At 74.0% G+C, this 16,124-nt stretch carries 13 protein-coding genes; 11 read left to right on the forward strand and 2 right to left on the reverse strand.

Going from position 1 to position 16,124, the window contains the following annotated elements:
• Positions 1 to 12 precede the first annotated feature (12 nt).
• From AB0G10_RS19210 to AB0G10_RS19230, 5 genes are all read left to right on the forward strand, one after another.
• Entirely contained in the window at positions 13 to 1,752 is a 1,740-nt protein-coding gene (locus AB0G10_RS19210) for a DUF4331 domain-containing protein (protein WP_360922955.1), read from the forward strand.
• Between the two features lie 70 nt (positions 1,753 to 1,822).
• Positions 1,823 to 3,115 (forward strand): tetratricopeptide repeat protein, encoded by a 1,293-nt coding sequence (locus AB0G10_RS19215; RefSeq protein ID WP_360922959.1) that lies wholly within the window; start codon positions 1,823 to 1,825, stop codon positions 3,113 to 3,115.
• Positions 3,112 to 4,647, forward strand: a complete 1,536-nt coding sequence (locus AB0G10_RS19220; protein ID WP_360922962.1) for a hypothetical protein — start codon at positions 3,112 to 3,114, stop codon at positions 4,645 to 4,647. The genes AB0G10_RS19215 and AB0G10_RS19220 overlap by 4 nt, the downstream gene beginning before the upstream one ends.
• Positions 4,648 to 4,673: 26 nt before the next feature.
• Positions 4,674 to 4,904 (forward strand): hypothetical protein, encoded by a 231-nt coding sequence (locus tag AB0G10_RS19225; RefSeq protein ID WP_360922965.1) that lies wholly within the window; start codon positions 4,674 to 4,676, stop codon positions 4,902 to 4,904.
• 61 nt (positions 4,905 to 4,965) lie between these two features.
• Entirely contained in the window at positions 4,966 to 5,421 is a 456-nt protein-coding gene (locus AB0G10_RS19230; protein ID WP_360922968.1) for an aromatic ring-opening dioxygenase LigA, read from the forward strand.
• Positions 5,422 to 5,473: 52 nt separating this feature from the next.
• Here AB0G10_RS19230 and AB0G10_RS19235 read toward each other — a convergent pair whose 3' ends face one another.
• Both AB0G10_RS19235 and AB0G10_RS19240 read right to left on the reverse strand, forming a co-directional pair.
• Positions 5,474 to 7,207: an ABC transporter ATP-binding protein gene (locus AB0G10_RS19235; protein ID WP_360922970.1), complete on the reverse strand. Its 1,734-nt coding sequence runs from the start codon at positions 7,205 to 7,207 to the stop codon at positions 5,474 to 5,476.
• Positions 7,204 to 8,904: an ABC transporter ATP-binding protein gene (locus tag AB0G10_RS19240; protein ID WP_360922973.1), complete on the reverse strand. Its 1,701-nt coding sequence runs from the start codon at positions 8,902 to 8,904 to the stop codon at positions 7,204 to 7,206. Before AB0G10_RS19240 ends, AB0G10_RS19235 begins: the two co-directional genes overlap by 4 nt.
• Before the next feature lie 90 nt (positions 8,905 to 8,994).
• Between AB0G10_RS19240 and AB0G10_RS19245 the strand changes: the two genes are divergently transcribed.
• The 6 genes from AB0G10_RS19245 to AB0G10_RS19270 all read left to right on the forward strand — a co-directional run bounded on the left by AB0G10_RS19245 (position 8,995) and on the right by AB0G10_RS19270 (position 16,107).
• A complete protein-coding gene (locus AB0G10_RS19245) occupies positions 8,995 to 10,029 on the forward strand; it encodes an iron-siderophore ABC transporter substrate-binding protein (protein ID WP_360922975.1) in 1,035 nt (344 codons plus the stop codon).
• Between the two features lie 38 nt (positions 10,030 to 10,067).
• Complete coding sequence (locus AB0G10_RS19250; RefSeq protein WP_360922978.1) at positions 10,068 to 11,072, forward strand: iron ABC transporter permease; 1,005 nt, start codon at positions 10,068 to 10,070, stop codon at positions 11,070 to 11,072.
• Positions 11,069 to 12,100, forward strand: a complete 1,032-nt coding sequence (locus AB0G10_RS19255; protein ID WP_360922981.1) for an iron chelate uptake ABC transporter family permease subunit — start codon at positions 11,069 to 11,071, stop codon at positions 12,098 to 12,100. The genes AB0G10_RS19250 and AB0G10_RS19255 overlap by 4 nt, the downstream gene beginning before the upstream one ends.
• Positions 12,097 to 12,912, forward strand: a complete 816-nt coding sequence (locus tag AB0G10_RS19260; protein ID WP_360922984.1) for an ABC transporter ATP-binding protein — start codon at positions 12,097 to 12,099, stop codon at positions 12,910 to 12,912. The genes AB0G10_RS19255 and AB0G10_RS19260 overlap by 4 nt, the downstream gene beginning before the upstream one ends.
• Positions 12,913 to 13,101: 189 nt before the next feature.
• The gene (locus tag AB0G10_RS19265; protein WP_360922986.1) at positions 13,102 to 13,758 is read left to right on the forward strand and encodes a winged helix-turn-helix domain-containing protein; all 657 of its coding nucleotides are present in this window, start codon (positions 13,102 to 13,104) and stop codon (positions 13,756 to 13,758) included.
• A gap of 87 nt (positions 13,759 to 13,845) precedes the next feature.
• The gene (locus AB0G10_RS19270) at positions 13,846 to 16,107 is read left to right on the forward strand and encodes a CHAT domain-containing protein (RefSeq protein ID WP_360922988.1); all 2,262 of its coding nucleotides are present in this window, start codon (positions 13,846 to 13,848) and stop codon (positions 16,105 to 16,107) included.
• The last annotated feature ends 17 nt before the right edge of the window (positions 16,108 to 16,124 follow it).

Below are 16,124 nucleotides of genomic sequence, written 5' to 3' on the forward strand. Positions count from 1 at the left end.
GAAGGAACCGCAATGCCGGTCGATCCGACAATCGCGCGAAGCCGAACCCGGCGCACCGTCGCCGCGCTCGGCGTGGGCGCCCTCATCATCGGTACGTTGTACGGGCTCGGCCCGGGCGCCGCGACGGCCTCGAGCCACCGGGAGGCGCCCCTGATCGCCGCCGACCCGGCGGTCGACAACACCGACCTGTACGCCTTCGTCAGTCCCGAGCGGCCCGGGTACGTCACGTTCATCGCGAACTGGCAGCCGTTCTCGGAACCGAACGGCGGCCCGAACTTCTACCCGTTCGCCACCGACGCCACCTACCACATCAAGGTCGACAACGACGGGGACGCGCGGCCGGACGCCGAGTTCCGGTGGAAGTTCACGAACATCGACAAGCGCGGCAACGACACGTTCCTCTACAACAACGGCCCGGTCACCTCGCTCGACGACGAGAACCTGCTGTTCAAGCAGACCTACACGCTGGAGTCGTCGTTCGACGGCGGGGCCTTCAAGACCCGGGTCGAGGACGCGCCGGTCGCGCCCTCCCGCGTGGGGGCGGCGTCGATGCCGGACTATGCGAAACTTCGCGACCAGGCCACCCGTACCCTGCCCGGGGGTTGGAAGATCTTCGCGGGGCAGGCCGATGACCCGTTCTTCCTCGACCTCGACGTCTTCAACCTGCTCTACAACGGCGACCTCTCCGGGACCGGGACCGACACCCTGGCCGGCTACAACGTCAACACCATCGCCATCCAGGTGCCGTTCAAGGACGTGGCGCTGAAGGGCGACGCCGGGCGCAACCCGGTGATCGGCACCTGGACCACCACCGAGCGGGACCGGGTACGGATCAGCGGCGGCACCGGATCCGGCGGCAAGGTCCAGGTCTCCCGCCTGGGCAACCCGCTGGTCAACGAGGTCGTCGCGCCGGCCGGCCTGAAGGACGCCTTCAACGCGAGCACGCCGCGGATGGACGCGCAGACCCCGGCGCTGGTGAAGCGGGTGCTCGAGCCCGAGGTGCCGAAGCTGATCGAGCAGATCTACAACATCCCGGCGCCGAAGACGCCGCGCAACGACCTGTTCGAGATCTTCCTGACCGGCATCACCACGAAGGCCGGCGGACCGATCAAGGCGGACCTGAACTCGCAGCTCGACAACAAGGACGTGCGGAAGGATCGGTTCCAGCCGGCCGAGGAGCTGCGGCTCAACCTGTCGGTGCCGGTCAGCGGCGACCCGGCCCGGCTCGGTGTGCTCGCCGGTGACCTGCAGGGGTTCCCGAACGGGCGGCGGCTCACCGACGACGTCGTGGACATCGAGCTGCAGGCGCTGGAGGGCGCGGCGCAGACCGGCAAGCTGGTCGACGCGCTCGCGGCCGGTGACCGGGTGGACGTCAACGACCGGAAGTTCGGCACCGCGTTCCCGTACCTGGCGCTGCCGAACCAGGACCCGGTGAACACGCGCGGATCGTCGGGCGGCCCCGCGCCGTCGGCAGCCGCGGCCGAGCCCTCCGAGAGCACCGACAGCGGCAGCGGCACCGACGGCAGCGGCAGCGGCACGGTGAGCGGCACGTCCGGTGACGAGGACACCACGGCCAGCCTGCAGGCCGCGGACACCGAGCCGGCGCCGGACACCGTCCCGGTGGCCTACGCGACCGGCGCCTCCGGCCTGGCGATCCTGATCGTCGCGGGCGGCGCGCTCGTCCTGTTCCGGTGGCGTCGCCGGAGCACCCCGCACGTGTACCGCGACGACGACCCGACCATCCGGCTCTGACCAACCCATCCGGGCGGGTGCGCCGCCGTCTCCCCGCGGCGCACCCGCCCCCTTCCGGGAGGAACCACCGATGCGACGAATCCTCAGCGCGGTCGTCCTCGCGGCCGCCCTGCTCACGGCCGCGGCGCTGGTGACGCTGCCGGGCCGTGCCCCGCAGCCCGGCCCGGTCGCCGCGGCGCGCCCCGCCGACCTGCTCGCCGACCGCATCGCCCGGACCCAGCAGCGGCTCCGCGACGTGCCCGGTGACTGGCCGGGATGGGCCGGGCTCGGCGCCGCGTACCTCGAACAGGCGCGGATCACCGCCGACCCCGGGCTCTACGCCAAGGCCGAGCAGGCCGCCGGCCGGTCGCTGAAGCTGCGGCGGGACGGCAACAGCGACGCCCTGGTGGTCCTCGGCGCCCTCGCGAACGCCCGCCACGACTTCGGGACGGCGCGCGACCGGGCCCGGCAGGCGATCGCGGCCAACGAGCACGGCGCCGATGCGTACGGGGTGCTCGCCGACGCCCTCACCCAGCTCGGCGACGCCGCCGGGGCGACCACCGCCGTCCAGCGGATGCTCGATCTGCGGCCGGGCCTCGCCGCCTACACCCGCGCCTCCTACGACCTCGAGCTCCGCGGCGAGCGGGCCGAGGCGACCGCCCTGATGCGGCGCGCCCTCGACGGCGCGGTCGACCCGCACGACATCGCGTTCTGCCGCGTCCAGCTCGGCGACCTGGCGTTCGGCCGGGGCGACCTGGACACCGCGCAGGTCTCCTACACGGCCGCGGCCGCCGCCGACCCCTCCTCGATCGCGGCCCGGCACGGCCTGGCCCGGCTCCAGGCGGCCCGCGGCGACCTGTCCGGCGCGCTCGCCGGATACGCCGAGCTGACGGCCCGTCTTCCGCAGACCACGACCCTTCTCGAGTACGCCGGCCTGTTGCGTGCGGCCGGCCGCACCGCCGACGCCGGCCGTCAGCTGAGACTGGCCGCCGCGAGCGAGCGGCTGTTCACCGCGAACGGAGGCGTGGACGGGCTGGTCACCGCCGCCCTCGCGCTGGCCGCCGACCGGCCCGGCGACGCCGTGACCGCGGCCCGCGCCGAGTGGTCCCGCCGGCAGCACCCGGACGTCGCCGACACCCTCGCCTGGGCCCTGCACGCCGCCGGCCGGGACGCCGAGGCCCTGCCGTACGCCCGGCGCGCCGTGGCCACCGGCGGCAGGCCGGCCGCCTACGCCTACCACCTCGGCATGATCCACCTCGGCCTCGGCGACCGGGCCGCCGCGCGCGCCGAGCTCGGCCGGGCGCTCGCCACCAACCCGTACTTCTCGCCGGTCGACGCCCCCATCGCCCGCCGCGCCCTGCTCGCCGCCGGAGGCACACGATGAGAAAGCTCGGCCTGATCGCCCTCCTCGCGCTGGTCATCGGCCTGATCTGCTGGCCCGCCGCACCGGCGTCGGCGCACCCGCTCGGCAACTTCTCGGTCAACCAGTACGCCGGGCTGACCCTGCGCCCCGGCCACGTCGCGGTGGACGCCGTCGTCGACGTGGCCGAGATCCCCGCGCTCCAGGACCGGACCCGGGCGGACACCGACGCCGACGAGACGCTGTCGCCGGTCGAGCGCGACGCGTACGCCCGGGAGGAATGCGCCCGGCTCGCCGCGGGCCTCGCGGTGAGCGTGCGCGGGCAGCGCCTGGAGTGGGCGATCCCGCGGGCCGGCTACGACGTGATCCCGGGCGCGGGCGGGCTGTTCACCGCGCGGCTCGGGTGCGGGCTCGACGCCACCGCGGACCTGGACTCGGCGGCGTCGTTGTCCGTCGAGAACGCCTACCGCGCCGACCGGGTGGGCTGGCGGGAGATGACGGCCGTGGGCGACGGGGTGCGGGTGACGTCCTCGACGCTGCCGGTCTCCAGCGTCTCCGGGCGGCTGCGGTCCTATCCGGCCGATCCGCTGTCCTCGGCGCCCGACGTCCGATCCGGATCGATCGAGGTGGCCGGGCTCGGCGCGGCCGCCGCAGCACCGGCCTCGCCCGCCGCCGGTTCCGCGCCTGCCGGTTCCGCGCCTGCCGGTTCCGCGGCCGCCGGTTCCGTCCCTGCCGTCGAGGGGCCGGCGTGGCTCGCCGCGGCGCAGCACCGGGTCGAGGAGGTGCTCGGCGGCCGGCTCGATCCGCTCGTCGTCGGGCTGGCGTTCCTGCTGGCGCTGCTGCTCGGCGCCGGCCACGCGATCCTGCCCGGCCACGGCAAGACGGTGATGGCCGCCTACTTCGCCGGCCGCCGGGGCGGGGTCCGCGACGCCGTGGCGATCGGCGGGACGGTCACGGTGGCGCACACCGGCGGCGTCATGCTGCTCGGCCTGATCCTGACCACCTCCACCGCCCTCGCCGGTGAGCAGGTGCTGCGCGTGCTCGGCGGCATCAGCGGCCTGGTGGTGGTGACGGTGGGCGTCGGCATGCTGATCACCGCCCGGAGGAACCGGGCCGCCCACACGCACGCACACTCGCACGGCCCGCACGCGCACTCGCACGGCCCGCATGCACATTCGCACGAACACTCCCATGGTCATTCTCATCGGCCGGGCGGCGTCCACCACCGCCTCAACCTCGCCGGGATCGGACTGGCGGGCGGCCTGGTGCCGAGCCCGTCCGCGCTGGTGGTGCTGCTCGGCGCGATCGGGCTGGGCCGGGCCGGGCTGGGTTTCGCGCTGGTCCTCGCCTACGGCGCGGGCATGGCCGCCACCCTCACCGGCGCCGGGCTCCTCCTCAACGTGGCCCAGCACCGCCTGGGTCAACTCGTCACCCGGGCCGGCCGGCTGGGCGGGCTCTCCCGGCTGGGCCGGCGCCTGGCCGCGAGCGCACCGACCGCCACGGCCGCCCTGATCGTCGTCGTCGGGCTGGGCATCGGCACCCGTGCCCTCGCCTGATCCGTCTCCGCCGGAAAGGAATCGTCATGAGGACCGACGTGCGCATCACCCGCGCCGAAGCGTTGTTCGCCAGCGACCTGCCACAGAGCGCCTTCCCCGACTTCACCGAGGTCTCGGCCGCCATCGCGCGGACCTGGCGCCGGCACGGCGGCTCCCGGGGCTGCGCCGCCGTGCTGGCCACCGAGTACGGCGACCACCCGGAGACGGCGGCCGCCCGGATGCGCTGGGCCCTGCGCACCGTGGCCCGCGTCTACTGACAGCCGGTTTCATCCATGGCGGACGATCCGGGCGGCCCGGCCCGGCCGTGACGATGAGGACATGGCAGCTACGACGCGCAGGACCGGGGCGGTGCCCCTGCTCGGACTACTGGTGATCATCGCGGGCGCGGTTCTGCTGATCGCGGGCGTGATCACGTACGCCACGGTCAGCTCGACGCTGTCCGATCAGAAGATCACGGTGTCCGACGACGCCGGCATGTTCGCGGGACAGCACGTGTCCCAGCCGTGGGAGGCGTACGCCGAGGCCATGGTCATCGGCGAGCACGCCAGCGAGATGGCGGGCGGCAAGACGTACGCCGAACTGCCCCGCGACGACCCCAACCGGGAATCGGTGATGACGGCGTCGTTCCTCCAGGCGTCGCTGTTCACGTCGGTGGTCGCGTTCGGCGTCGCGCTGCTGGCCGCCGGGCTCGGCCTCGTCCTGCTGCTGATCGGCTACGCCCTGCGCCGCCTCGCCCGCGTCGCCGAATCGTCCGACGTCGCGACCGTCAGCTGACCGGCCCCGGCCCGGCCGGGCCCCGGAAGGCCGGCGCCGGACCGGCCGGCCCTCAGCCGGCCGATCGGGCCGACCACGCTCCCCACAGCTGCGCGTAGCGGCCACCCGCCGCGACCAGCACCTCGTGCGGCCCGCTCTCGACGATCTCGCCGTGCTCCATGACGACGACGCGATCGGCGGCGGCCGCCTGGGTGAGTCGGTGCGCGACCACCAGCGCGGTACGCCCCTCGAGCGCCGCGGCGGCCGCCCGCTCCAGGTCGCGCGCGCCCGCGCTGCCGGCCTCGGCGGTGGCCTCGTCGAGCACCACGACGGCCGGGTCGAGCAGGACGACCCGGGCCAGCGCCAGTTGCTGCGCCCGGGCCGCGGTCAGGTGGTGGCCGCCGTCGCCGACCACGGTGTCCAGGCCGGCCGGCAGGTCGCGGGCCCAGTCCAGCGCGCCGACCCGGTCCAGCGCCGCGGCGAGGTCCTCGTCGGTGGCCTTCGGCCGGGCCAGCCGCAGGTCCTCGCCGAGCGGGCCGGCGAAGACGTGCGTCTCCTGGCTCACGATGGCGATCGTCCGGGCCGGCAGGTCGGCGACCGGTACCCCGCCGAGCGTCGCGGTGCCGGAGGTGGGCCGCAGGATGCCGGCCGCCAGCGACGCCGCGGTGGTCTTGCCGGCGCCGGTCGAGCCGACCAGCGCCACGACCTCGCCCGGAGCGAGCCGCAGCGTGACGTCGCGCAGCACCGGCGGGCCGTCGTCGTAGGCGAAACCGACGCGGTCGAGCACCAGCTCACCACCTCCGGGAGCCGGCGAGGAGGGCGCCCGGGGGAGCGGCATCTCCAGCACGCCGACGAGCCGGGCCAGGCTCGCGCCCGCGTCCTGCGCCTTGTCGAAGGTCACCATCAGCAGGATCAGAGGACCGAAGAGCCGGTGGAACAGCAGGGCGGTGGCGGAGACCTCACCGACGGTCACGGCGTTCTTCTGTACGAGGAGAAACCCCACCACCAGCACCGACCCGAGCCCGACGAGCTCGGCGCGGCTGATCCGCCCGACGAACCGGGTGTAGAGCGCGAACACGCTCATCGAGATGTCCCGGGCCCGCGCCGACGCGGTCGCGATCCCGTCGAGGTGACGGTCCTCCAGGTGGTAGGTGTGCACCGTACGGATGCCCTGCATGCTCTCGACGAGCTGCTGCGACCGGTCCGCGATGGCGACCCGCTCGGCCGCGTAGGCGGGGGCGGCCCGTGGCAGGTACCAGCGCAGGCCGAGCACGTAGAGCGGCACCGCGACGGCCCCGGCCAGGCCGAGCCGCCAGTCGATGCCGGCGATCGCGGCGAGGCTGATCACGGCCAGCAGCAGCGCCGAGATCATGGTGGGCAGCACCTCGGAGACGGCCCGGTCGACGGCGGTGATGTCAGCGCTCACCCGGGAGAGCAGGTCGCCGCGGCCCACCCGGTCGAGCACCTGGGCGGGCAGCCGCAGGGCCGTGTCGACGGTGCGTTCGCGCAGGTCGGCGAGGATCCGGGAGCCGAGCCGGCGGATCAGGTAGCCGGCGTACCCGGTGGCCGGGCCGCCGACCAGCGCCGCCACCACGATGACCGTGGCGACCGGGAGGATGGCGCCGATGTCGCCGCCGGCCCGGATCCGGTCGACGAGCAGGCCGAGGGCGTACGCCGGGACGATCGTGGCGCCGGCCGCGAGCACGCCGGCGATCAGGGTGAGCGTGGCCGACGCCCGGCGGGCCCGGAGCTCGGCGCCGAGCCAGGAACGGGTCGCCGCGGCGCCGGCGATCGGCAGGGTGTTCATCGCAGCACCGTCCGGCGGTAGGTCTCGTCGCCGGCGGCCAGCTCGGCGTGGGTGCCCTCGGCGGTGACCGTGCCGTCGCCGATCACGACGACCCGGTCGGCGGCCGCCAGCATCGCCGGGCTACTGGTGATCACGAGGGTGCCGTACCCGGCGTCCGGTCCGTGCCGCAGCGCGCGGATGCCGCCCGCGATGGCGTGCTCGGTGACCGCGTCGACGGCCGTGGTCGGGTCGTGCAGCACCAGCAGCGGCGGCCTCGCCAGGAGCGCGCGGGCCAGGGCGATCCGCTGGCGCTGGCCGCCGGAGAGGTTGGCGCCGCGCTCGCTCACCGGGGCGTCGAGGCCGTCCGGGTGCAGGTCGGCCACCTCGTCGGCGGCCGCGGCCCGGAGCGCGTCCGGCAGGCCGTCCGCACCGGTGGCGGCGCGGACACTGATGTTCGAGGCGAGCGTCCCGGAGAACAGGTCGGTCCGGTGCGGCTCGACGTGCAGCAGCCGGCGGGCGCGTCCCCGATCCACCGCGTCGAGCCGCTCCCCGGCGAGGAGGATGTCTCCCCCGTACCCATGAGGGGTTGTCAGAAGACGCACGAGAGCCTCGGCGTCGGCGGGCCGGTGCGCCACCACGCCGACGAACTCGCCCGGCCGGACATGCAGGTCGAGACCGTCGAGCGAACCGTGCGTGACGCGTGAGAGGCGCAGGTCGCAGCGGGTGTCCGCGGGGGAGGCGGCGCCCTCCGGCAGCACCAGCCCGGCCTCGGTCACCGAGGCGACCCGGCCGGCCGCGGCCCGCGCCGCGGCGACCCAGCTCGGCACCACCGCGAGCACGCCGAACGGCTCGATCAGGAACTGCGCCGAACCGATCACCGTGATGAACTGACCGACGGTGATCCGGCCGGTGAGCGCCGACCAGCCGGCCGCGATCGCGATGCCGCCGGCCAGCAGCGTGCTCAGCGTCGTCGAGGCGGCCAGGTACGCGTTCTGGGTCCGCGAGGCCCGCAGCGTGGCGTCCAGCGACTGCCGGCTGACGACGCGGTACCGCTCGGCGGCGGCGTCCTGCGCCCCGATGCCGCGCAGCGGGCGCAGCCCGGTGACCAGGTCGGTCGCGAGCGAGGTGGCCCGGCCGGCCTGATCCTGCTGGTCCTTGACCCGGCGGGCGATCAGCGGCGCGGTGAGGTTGAGCACGGCCAGCACGATCGGGGTGGCGATCAGCACGGCCAGCCCGAGCGGCGCCGAGATCAGCAGCAGGGTGACCGCGCTGACCCCGACCGCCACGAGCGAGCTGGTGATCCGCGGGATGTGGTCGAGGAAGTAGGACGTGTAGTCGGCGTCCGACGTGGAGACCGTGAGCAGGTCGCCGGCGTGCCGGTCGGTCCGCAGCCCGCGCGGGTGCAGGATCCTGGCGGCCACCTCGACGCGCAGCAGGTGGCCCTCCTGGGCGATGGCCCGCTGCAGGTGCCGGGCGCCGTAGCGGTAGGTCACCACCAGCACGAGGTAGGTCAGCGCGAGGACGCCGATCCAGAGCAGCAGCGCGGCCACGTCGCCGGTGCTGACCGCCCGGTCGACGATGACGCCGATGAGCACCGGCACGAGCGCGGCGCAGAGCTGGTAGACGCCGGCGAGGGCGGTCCCGGTCCAGAGGTGCTTGCCGTTCCGGGCCACGGCCCGGCGGAGGATGTGGTTCACCTTCTCCTCATTCGAGATCAACTAAGGCGAGCCTAACCCCCGATGAGCTGCAAGATCGCGTCGGTGTTAGGTTAGGCACCCCTAACCCCTGGTCCATTGGAGTTCCTCAGCATGCGCGCCCCCCGATTCCTCGCCGGAATCGTCGCCCTCACCACCGCCCTGGCCCTCACCGCCTGCGGCTCCTCGTCCGACGATGAGGCCCCGGCCGCCTCGGGCAGCGCGGCGGCGACGTTCCCGATCACCATCACCCACGCGCTCGGCACCACCACCATCGAGAAGAAGCCCGAGCGGGTCGCCACCGTGAACTGGGCGAACCACGAGGTGCCGCTCGCCCTCGGCATCGTCCCGGTCGGCTACGCCAAGGCCAACTTCGGTGACGAGGACGGCGACGGCCTGCTGCCCTGGGACGCCGCGAAGCTCAAGGAGCTCGGCGCGCCGACCCCGGTGCTCTTCGACGAGACCGACGGCATCGACTTCGAGGGCGTCGCGAACACCAAGCCGGACGTCATCCTGGCCGCCTACTCGGGTCTGACCCAGCAGGACTACGACACCCTCAGCAAGATCGCTCCGGTCGTCGCGTACCCGTCGGCGCCGTGGGCCACCTCGTGGCGCGACAGCATCAAGCTGGAGAGCAAGGCGCTCGGCCTGGCCGCCGAGGGCGACGCGCTGATCGCTGAGATCGAGGGCGAGATGAAGACCGAGGCCGCCCGCTACCCGAAGCTGGCCGGCAAGTCGGTGATGTTCCTGACCCACATCGACCCGACCGACCTCAGCAAGGTCAGCTTCTACACCACGCACGACACCCGCGCGCAGTTCTTCACCGACCTGGGCATGAAGCACCCGGCCAGCATCGAGAAGGCGTCGGCCGCCACCAAGGAGTTCAGCCTCACCCAGAGCGCCGAGCAGGTGCAGAACCTCAGCGACGTGGACATCATCGTGACCTACGGCGACGCCGAGGGCACCACCCTCGCGACGCTGCAGAAGGACCCGCTGCTGTCGAAGATCCCGGCGATCGCCCGTGGCTCGTTCGTCTCGCTGCCCGGCAGCACGCCGGTGGCCACCGCCGCCAACCCGACGCCGCTCGCCGTCTCCTTCGTGCTGAAGGACTACGTCGACCTGCTCGGCGCCGCCGCTGACAAGATCTGATGAGCTCGGTCGCAACTCCGCCCGCGCCGGGTGTCGCTGTGCTGCGACGCCCGGCGCGGGTGCGCCTGGCCTGGCTCCTGGTGGTTCTCGCCGTGCTGGTCCTGGTCCTGCTCGCCTCGGTCGCCTTCGGGTCCCGGATCGTCGGCTGGTCCGACATCACGGCCGCCTTCGGCGGCACCGACGAGACGCTCAACCAGGCCGCCGTGGTCAAGCGCATCCCGCGTACGGTGCTCGCCGCGCTGGTCGGGGCGGCCCTCGCCCTCTCCGGCGCGGTCATGCAGGGCGTCACCCGCAACCCGCTGGCCGACCCCGGCGTGCTCGGCATCAACATGGGCGCCATGCTCGCGATCGCGGTCGGCATGACGACCGTCGGGCTGTCCAGCGCCACCCAGTACATCTGGTTCGCCATCGCGGGCGCCGCGATCTCGGCGGTCTTCGTCTACGCGGTCGGCTCGCTCGGCCGCGGCGGCGCGACGCCGCTCAAGATCGCCCTGGCCGGCGCGGCCACCTCGGCGGCGCTCGCCTCGCTGGTCTCGGCGGTCGTGCTGCCCCGCGGCGACATCGCCGAGAACTTCCAGTCCTGGCAGGTCGGCGGCGTCGGCGGCGCCTCCTGGGAGAGCATCGGGCAGGTGTCGCCGTTCCTGATCGGCGGCCTGATCGTCTGCCTGCTCTGCGCCCGCCCGCTGAACTCCCTGGCCCTCGGCGACGACCTCGCCGCCGGCCTGGGCGAACGCGTCGCCGTGGCCCGGGGGATCGCCGCCCTCGGCGCCGTCGTGCTCTGCGGCGCGGCCACCGCGGTGGCCGGCCCGATCGCCTTCGTCGGCCTGATCGTGCCGCACATGTGCCGGCTGCTCGTCGGCCTCGACCACCGCTGGCTGCTGCCGTTCGCCACCCTCGTCGGCGCGGCGCTGCTGACCGCCGCCGACGTGATCGGCCGCGTCGTGAACCGCCCCGACGAGATCGAGGCGGGCATCATCACGGCCCTGATCGGCGCGCCCTTCTTCATCTACGTCGTCCGCCGGCAGAAGGTGCGGGAGCTGTGACAGTCACTCTTGCCGCCGTCACCCGCGGCCGCGTGCGGCGCGGCCGGCGACGGTACGCCGTGCTCGGCGTGCTCTCCCTCGCGATCCTGGCGATCTTCGCGGTCTCGCTGATGGTGGGGCAGACGTTCTACCCGCCCGCCGACGTGTTCCGGGTCATACTCGGCGAGACCGTCCCCGGCGCCTCCTTCACGGTCGGCGAGCTGCGCCTGCCCCGGGCCGTCCTCGCGCTGGTGACCGGATTGTGCTTCGGCATGGGCGGCGTCACCTTCCAGACCATGCTGCGCAACCCGCTCGCCAGCCCGGACATCATCGGCATCAGCTCCGGCGCGAGCGCGGCCGCCGCCTTCGCCATCATCGTGCTGCACCTCGACGAGGCCGGGGTCTCGGCGTTCGCCATCGTGGCGGGCCTCGCCGTCGCGCTGATCATCTACGTGCTGTCGTACAAGGACGGGGTGGCCGGCACCCGGCTCGTGCTCATCGGCATCGGGATGGCCGCCATGCTGAACAGCGCCACCTCGTACGTGCTGAGCCAGGCCGGCCAGTGGGACCTGCAGGCCGCGTCGCGCTGGCTCAACGGCAGCCTCAACGGCTCCACCTGGGACGAGACCGTCCCGGTGCTGGTCGCGCTGCTGGTCTTCGGGCCGCTGCTGCTGTCCCAGGCCCGCAACCTCAGCATGCTCCAGCTCGGCGACGACACCGCCGCGGCGCTGGGCACCCGGCTGGAACGTACCCGTCTCGTCTCGATCGTGGCGGCAGTGGGCCTCATCGCCTTCGCCACCTCGGCCACCGGCCCGATCGCGTTCGTGGCCTTCCTGGCCGGACCCATCGCCGCCCGCCTGACCGGGCCCGGCGGATCGCTGCTGATGCCGTCCGCGCTGGTCGGCTCGCTGCTCGTGCTGGCCGCCGACTTCCTCGGGCAGTTCGCCTTCGACACCCGGTTCCCGGTCGGCGTCGTCACCGGGGTGCTCGGCGCCCCGTACCTCATCTACCTGCTCGTCCGTACCAACCGTGCCGGAGGCTCGCTGTGACCACTTCGCACTCGCTCTCCGTTTCCTCCTTGACCGTCGGCTACGGCGACCGGACCGTCATCGAGTCCCTCGACCTGCTCATCCCGCCCGGGAAGATCACCGCGATCGTCGGGGCCAACGCGTGCGGCAAGTCGACGCTGCTGCGCTCGATGTCCCGGCTGCTCGCCCCGCGCGCCGGCCACGTGCTGCTCGACGGCCGCGAGGTGCACCGGATGCCGGCCAAGGAGCTCGCCCGCACCCTCGGCCTGCTGCCCCAGTCGCCGATCGCGCCGGAAGGCATCACCGTCGCCGACCTGGTCGGCCGCGGCCGCAACCCGCACCAGCGCATCCTCTCCCGCTGGAACGCCGCCGACGACGCCGCGGTGGCCGCCGCCCTGGACGCCACGCACACCGCCGACCTGGCCGACCGCTCGGTCGACGAGCTCTCCGGCGGCCAGCGCCAGCGGGTGTGGATCGCGATGGCGCTCGCCCAGCAGACCGAGCTGCTGCTGCTCGACGAGCCCACCACGTTCCTCGACGTCAGCCACCAGGTCGAAGTCCTGGACCTGCTCACCGACCTGAACGCCGCCCGCGGCACGACGATCGTGATGGTCCTGCACGACCTCAACATGGCGGCCCGCTACGCCGATCATCTGATCGCCCTGGCGGCGGGCTCGCTGCACGCGGCGGGTGAGCCGGGCGCGGTGCTGACCGAGGATTGTGTACGGGCCGTGTTCGGCCTCGACAGCCAGGTCATCACCGATCCGGTCTCCGGCAAACCGCTGATGCTGCCGATCGGCCGCCACCACGTCATCGCCGACGCACCGGCCTGAGCTGTTCGTTCCGGTCCGACCCCACGTTTCATCCCGGGTTCCTAGGACGCCGTGGAACCCGCCTTCCATCCTGGTTTCCTAGGACGCTTTACGGGGTGTGCGGGTGACTGCTCGTGCGGCGTCGGCGATCGCGGGCGAAGGCCGTCGTTATGCTGCTGCCGGAACTGCTGCTCGACCGAGGATGGCGACATGACCGACGGCCCATCCGCCGTCACGCTGCGATTCGAGATCCTCGGGCCGGTGCGGGCGTTCCGCGGGGCGGAGCAGGTCGACATCGGGCCGGTGCGGCAGCGGGCCGTCCTCGCGTTGTTGCTGCTCAACGCCGGCACGCCGGTGCCGCTCGAGGAGATCGTGACGGCCCTCTGGAACGGTGACCCGCCGGAGAACGGCGTCGACATCGTGCAGCGGTACGTCGGCAACCTGCGGCGGGCGCTCGACCCGGACCGGACCGCGCTGATCGCGTACACCGAGGGCGGCTATGTCCTCCGGCCGAGTGAGAGCGACGCCGGGGAGTTCCGGGCCGCGCTGACCCGGGCGCACACCGAGCACCGCACCGGCAACCTCGACGAGGCGACCTCACAGGTGAGCCGGGCGCTCGACCTGTGGCGGAGCGAGCCGCTGACCGGCCTGACCGGCCCGGTCTTCGAGTCGGCGCGGGCCCGGCTCAACCTGGAGCGGGCCACCGCCGCGAAGCTGATGTCGCGCCCGGCCCAGGCCCGTCCCGATCAGGAGCCACCCCCGACGCGGCTGATGGAACCCGAGCCCACCGGCGACCCCTATCCCGAGGCCGTCGACCCGTGGCACGGCCACGACCTCTTCCCGCCGGACCCGCTCACCGGCCGATAGGCGCACCTTAGGCCATTCCACAATGGCCGGACGGCTCCTTGTTTCCGGGTCGGTGCGCACGGTTGCATCCATCAGGTGCTGGGACGGATGTGGGCCGTGTTGGCGGCCAAGGCTGCGGTGCGCGCCTTCGAACGAGGGGACCTGGACCGGGCCGAAGCCCGGCTGCGGCGGGCCGCGCGCCTGTTCGGGCGGGAGGAGGACTCCGTCCACCGGCGCAGCGACCTCGGCCGGGTGCACCACCTCAACGCGCTCGTCCACCTGGAGCGGCGGGACGTCGAGGCGGCCCTGCACTGCTTCGCCCTCGCCGAGGACGAGCTCGGGCGCGACCCGCGCAACCGGGTCGACCACGGCCGGGCCATGCTCGACGCCGCCAAGGCGCTGATCGACCTCGGCATCGGCAACCTCGGCGCGTCCTACCTGGACCGGGCCGAGCGGTCGCTCGGTGACCGGCCGGAATACCGGGATCAGCTCCTCCAGATGCGGTTCGCGCAGCGGGCCGGCACCGGCCAGCCGCTGGACGAGGTCACCGTCGCGGCGATGCGGCGCCGGACCCGGCAGGCCACCGACCCGGCCGAGCGGGCCGCCGCCGAGTTCAACCTCGGCGCCGCGCTGCTCGACTCCGGCGGTTCCCGCGACGAGGCCTGGAATCTCATGAAGAAGTCCGTCGACTTCCTCGCCGGCCACCACCTGGGCCACTTCGTGGACGCGCTCGCCGTGCTCAGCGACTCCCGGCGGCGCGGCGAGGACTTCCCGCCGTGGTGCGACGACGCCTCCCGGCGGGCGGTGGCGGCCGCCGAGCGCTCCGGCAACCTGGAGCTGCGCGCCTCCGCCCACCTGCACCGGGCCGGCTACCTGCTCAGCGCCGGCGACCTCGACGGCGCCCTGCGGCACGCGCTGACCGCCGTGGCCCGCGGCACCGAGCTGAGCCTGCGCACCGAGGCGTCGGTGATCCGGCTTCTGCAGAACTCCGGCGGCGAGGCGGCCCGCGAGATCGCGCTCATCGTCGCCTGCCGGCGCGGGGACGCCGCCCACGCCGCGCTCGCCGCGGAGCTCATCGAGAGCGCGCGCCTGCAGGTGCTGCCGGTCACCACGGCCGAGGGCCGGTCCTACCGGGGGCGGTCGACGGCGGGCCTGCTCACCTCGATCGGGGCGTCCGGCACCACCCGGCTGCGCCCGGTGGCCGTGGACGGGACCTCCCGGCTGGCCGGAGAGTACGCGGCCGGCTCGACCGGCCCGGCGCTGGACTTCCAGGAGTACGTCGAGCGGGTCGGCGGCCCCGGCGCGTGGTGGTGGGGCGGCTGGGCGTTCAACGAGCGGGTCTACTGGTGCGTCCGCGGCGAGGGCGTGGCCGAGTGCGGGTACGTCGAGGCCGGCGACGACACCGAGGCGGGCCGGCTGCTGCACGAGCTGACCTCGGCGAGCCCGGTGAACCCGGACGCCGACCTGGACAGCGAGTTCAACTTCTCGTACCGGGTGGAGGAGGAGCTCTCGGTGGCGCTGGGCCGGGAACTGATCCCGCCGCCGCTGCTGCGGGCCCTCGCCGGCCGGGAGCGGGCGGATCCGCTGTCGCTGGTCCTCAGCGGCGTCATGTTCGCGGTGCTGCCGACCGCGCTGCTCGGCGTCGAGCCGCCGTCGCCGACCCGGCATCCGAAGCGGCTCCTCGAGGTCGCGGTCCTCCGGACGGCGGCGCCGGCCGTGCTGATCGACCACGTGGCGGGCCACCCGGCGTACCCGGCCGAGGTGTTGCCGATCGGCGTGGCCTGCGTCGACCCGACCGGCGACCTGGCGCACGCCCGGGTCCCGCCGGACGGCGCCGGGGTGGTGCTGTCCGGCGCGCCCGGCGCCCGCGCGGCCACGGCCCGGGAACTGCGGGAGGCGCTGGAACGGCAGGGCCGGTCGTACCCGGGCCTGTTCTACTACTCCGGGCACGCCGGCGGCGACGGCGACCTGGAGAGCGGCCTGCTCCTGCAGGACGCCGAGCTCACCGCGGCCGACCTGTTCACCGCGCGGGACGGCCGGCCGGCGTACCCGTTCCCGGTCCGTGCCCTGCTCGCCGCGTGCTCCTCGGCGGGCGCCGGCGGCTCCGGCGCCGGCGAGTGGTTCGGGCTGTCCGCCGCGGTGCTGTGGTCCGGCGCCCGTCAGGTGGTCGCTACCAACTGGCCGGTGCTCGACACCCGCTTCACCACGCGGTTCGACCACGATCTCGCCCGCGAGCTGTGCCACTCCTCGGACGCGGCCCGGGCCCTGCGCCGGGTGCAGCTCGACTGCCTGGAGCGCTGGCGGTCGGCGCCGCACGGCCCGCCGCCGATCATCTGGTCCGCGTACGCCTGCGTCGGCACCCACTGGTGATCCGCCCGGCTGGCTAT

Origin of the sequence: Actinoplanes sp. NPDC023714, from assembly GCF_040639855.1 — a bacterium.
GTDB lineage: Bacteria > Actinomycetota > Actinomycetes > Mycobacteriales > Micromonosporaceae > Actinoplanes.

Bases quoted from the DNA above. Each gene is read 5' to 3' on its own strand.
- AB0G10_RS19210 (WP_360922955.1), top strand. From the start codon at position 13: ATGCCGGTCGATCCGACAATCGCGCGAAGCCGAACCCGGCGCACCGTC.
- AB0G10_RS19215 (WP_360922959.1), top strand. From the start codon at position 1,823: ATGCGACGAATCCTCAGCGCGGTCGTCCTCGCGGCCGCCCTGCTCACG.
- AB0G10_RS19220 (WP_360922962.1), top strand. From the start codon at position 3,112: ATGAGAAAGCTCGGCCTGATCGCCCTCCTCGCGCTGGTCATCGGCCTG.
- AB0G10_RS19225 (WP_360922965.1), top strand. From the start codon at position 4,674: ATGAGGACCGACGTGCGCATCACCCGCGCCGAAGCGTTGTTCGCCAGC.
- AB0G10_RS19230 (WP_360922968.1), top strand. From the start codon at position 4,966: ATGGCAGCTACGACGCGCAGGACCGGGGCGGTGCCCCTGCTCGGACTA.
- AB0G10_RS19235 (WP_360922970.1), bottom strand. From the start codon at position 7,207: ATGAACACCCTGCCGATCGCCGGCGCCGCGGCGACCCGTTCCTGGCTC.
- AB0G10_RS19245 (WP_360922975.1), top strand. From the start codon at position 8,995: ATGCGCGCCCCCCGATTCCTCGCCGGAATCGTCGCCCTCACCACCGCC.
- AB0G10_RS19265 (WP_360922986.1), top strand. From the start codon at position 13,102: ATGACCGACGGCCCATCCGCCGTCACGCTGCGATTCGAGATCCTCGGG.
- AB0G10_RS19270 (WP_360922988.1), top strand. From the start codon at position 13,846: ATGTGGGCCGTGTTGGCGGCCAAGGCTGCGGTGCGCGCCTTCGAACGA.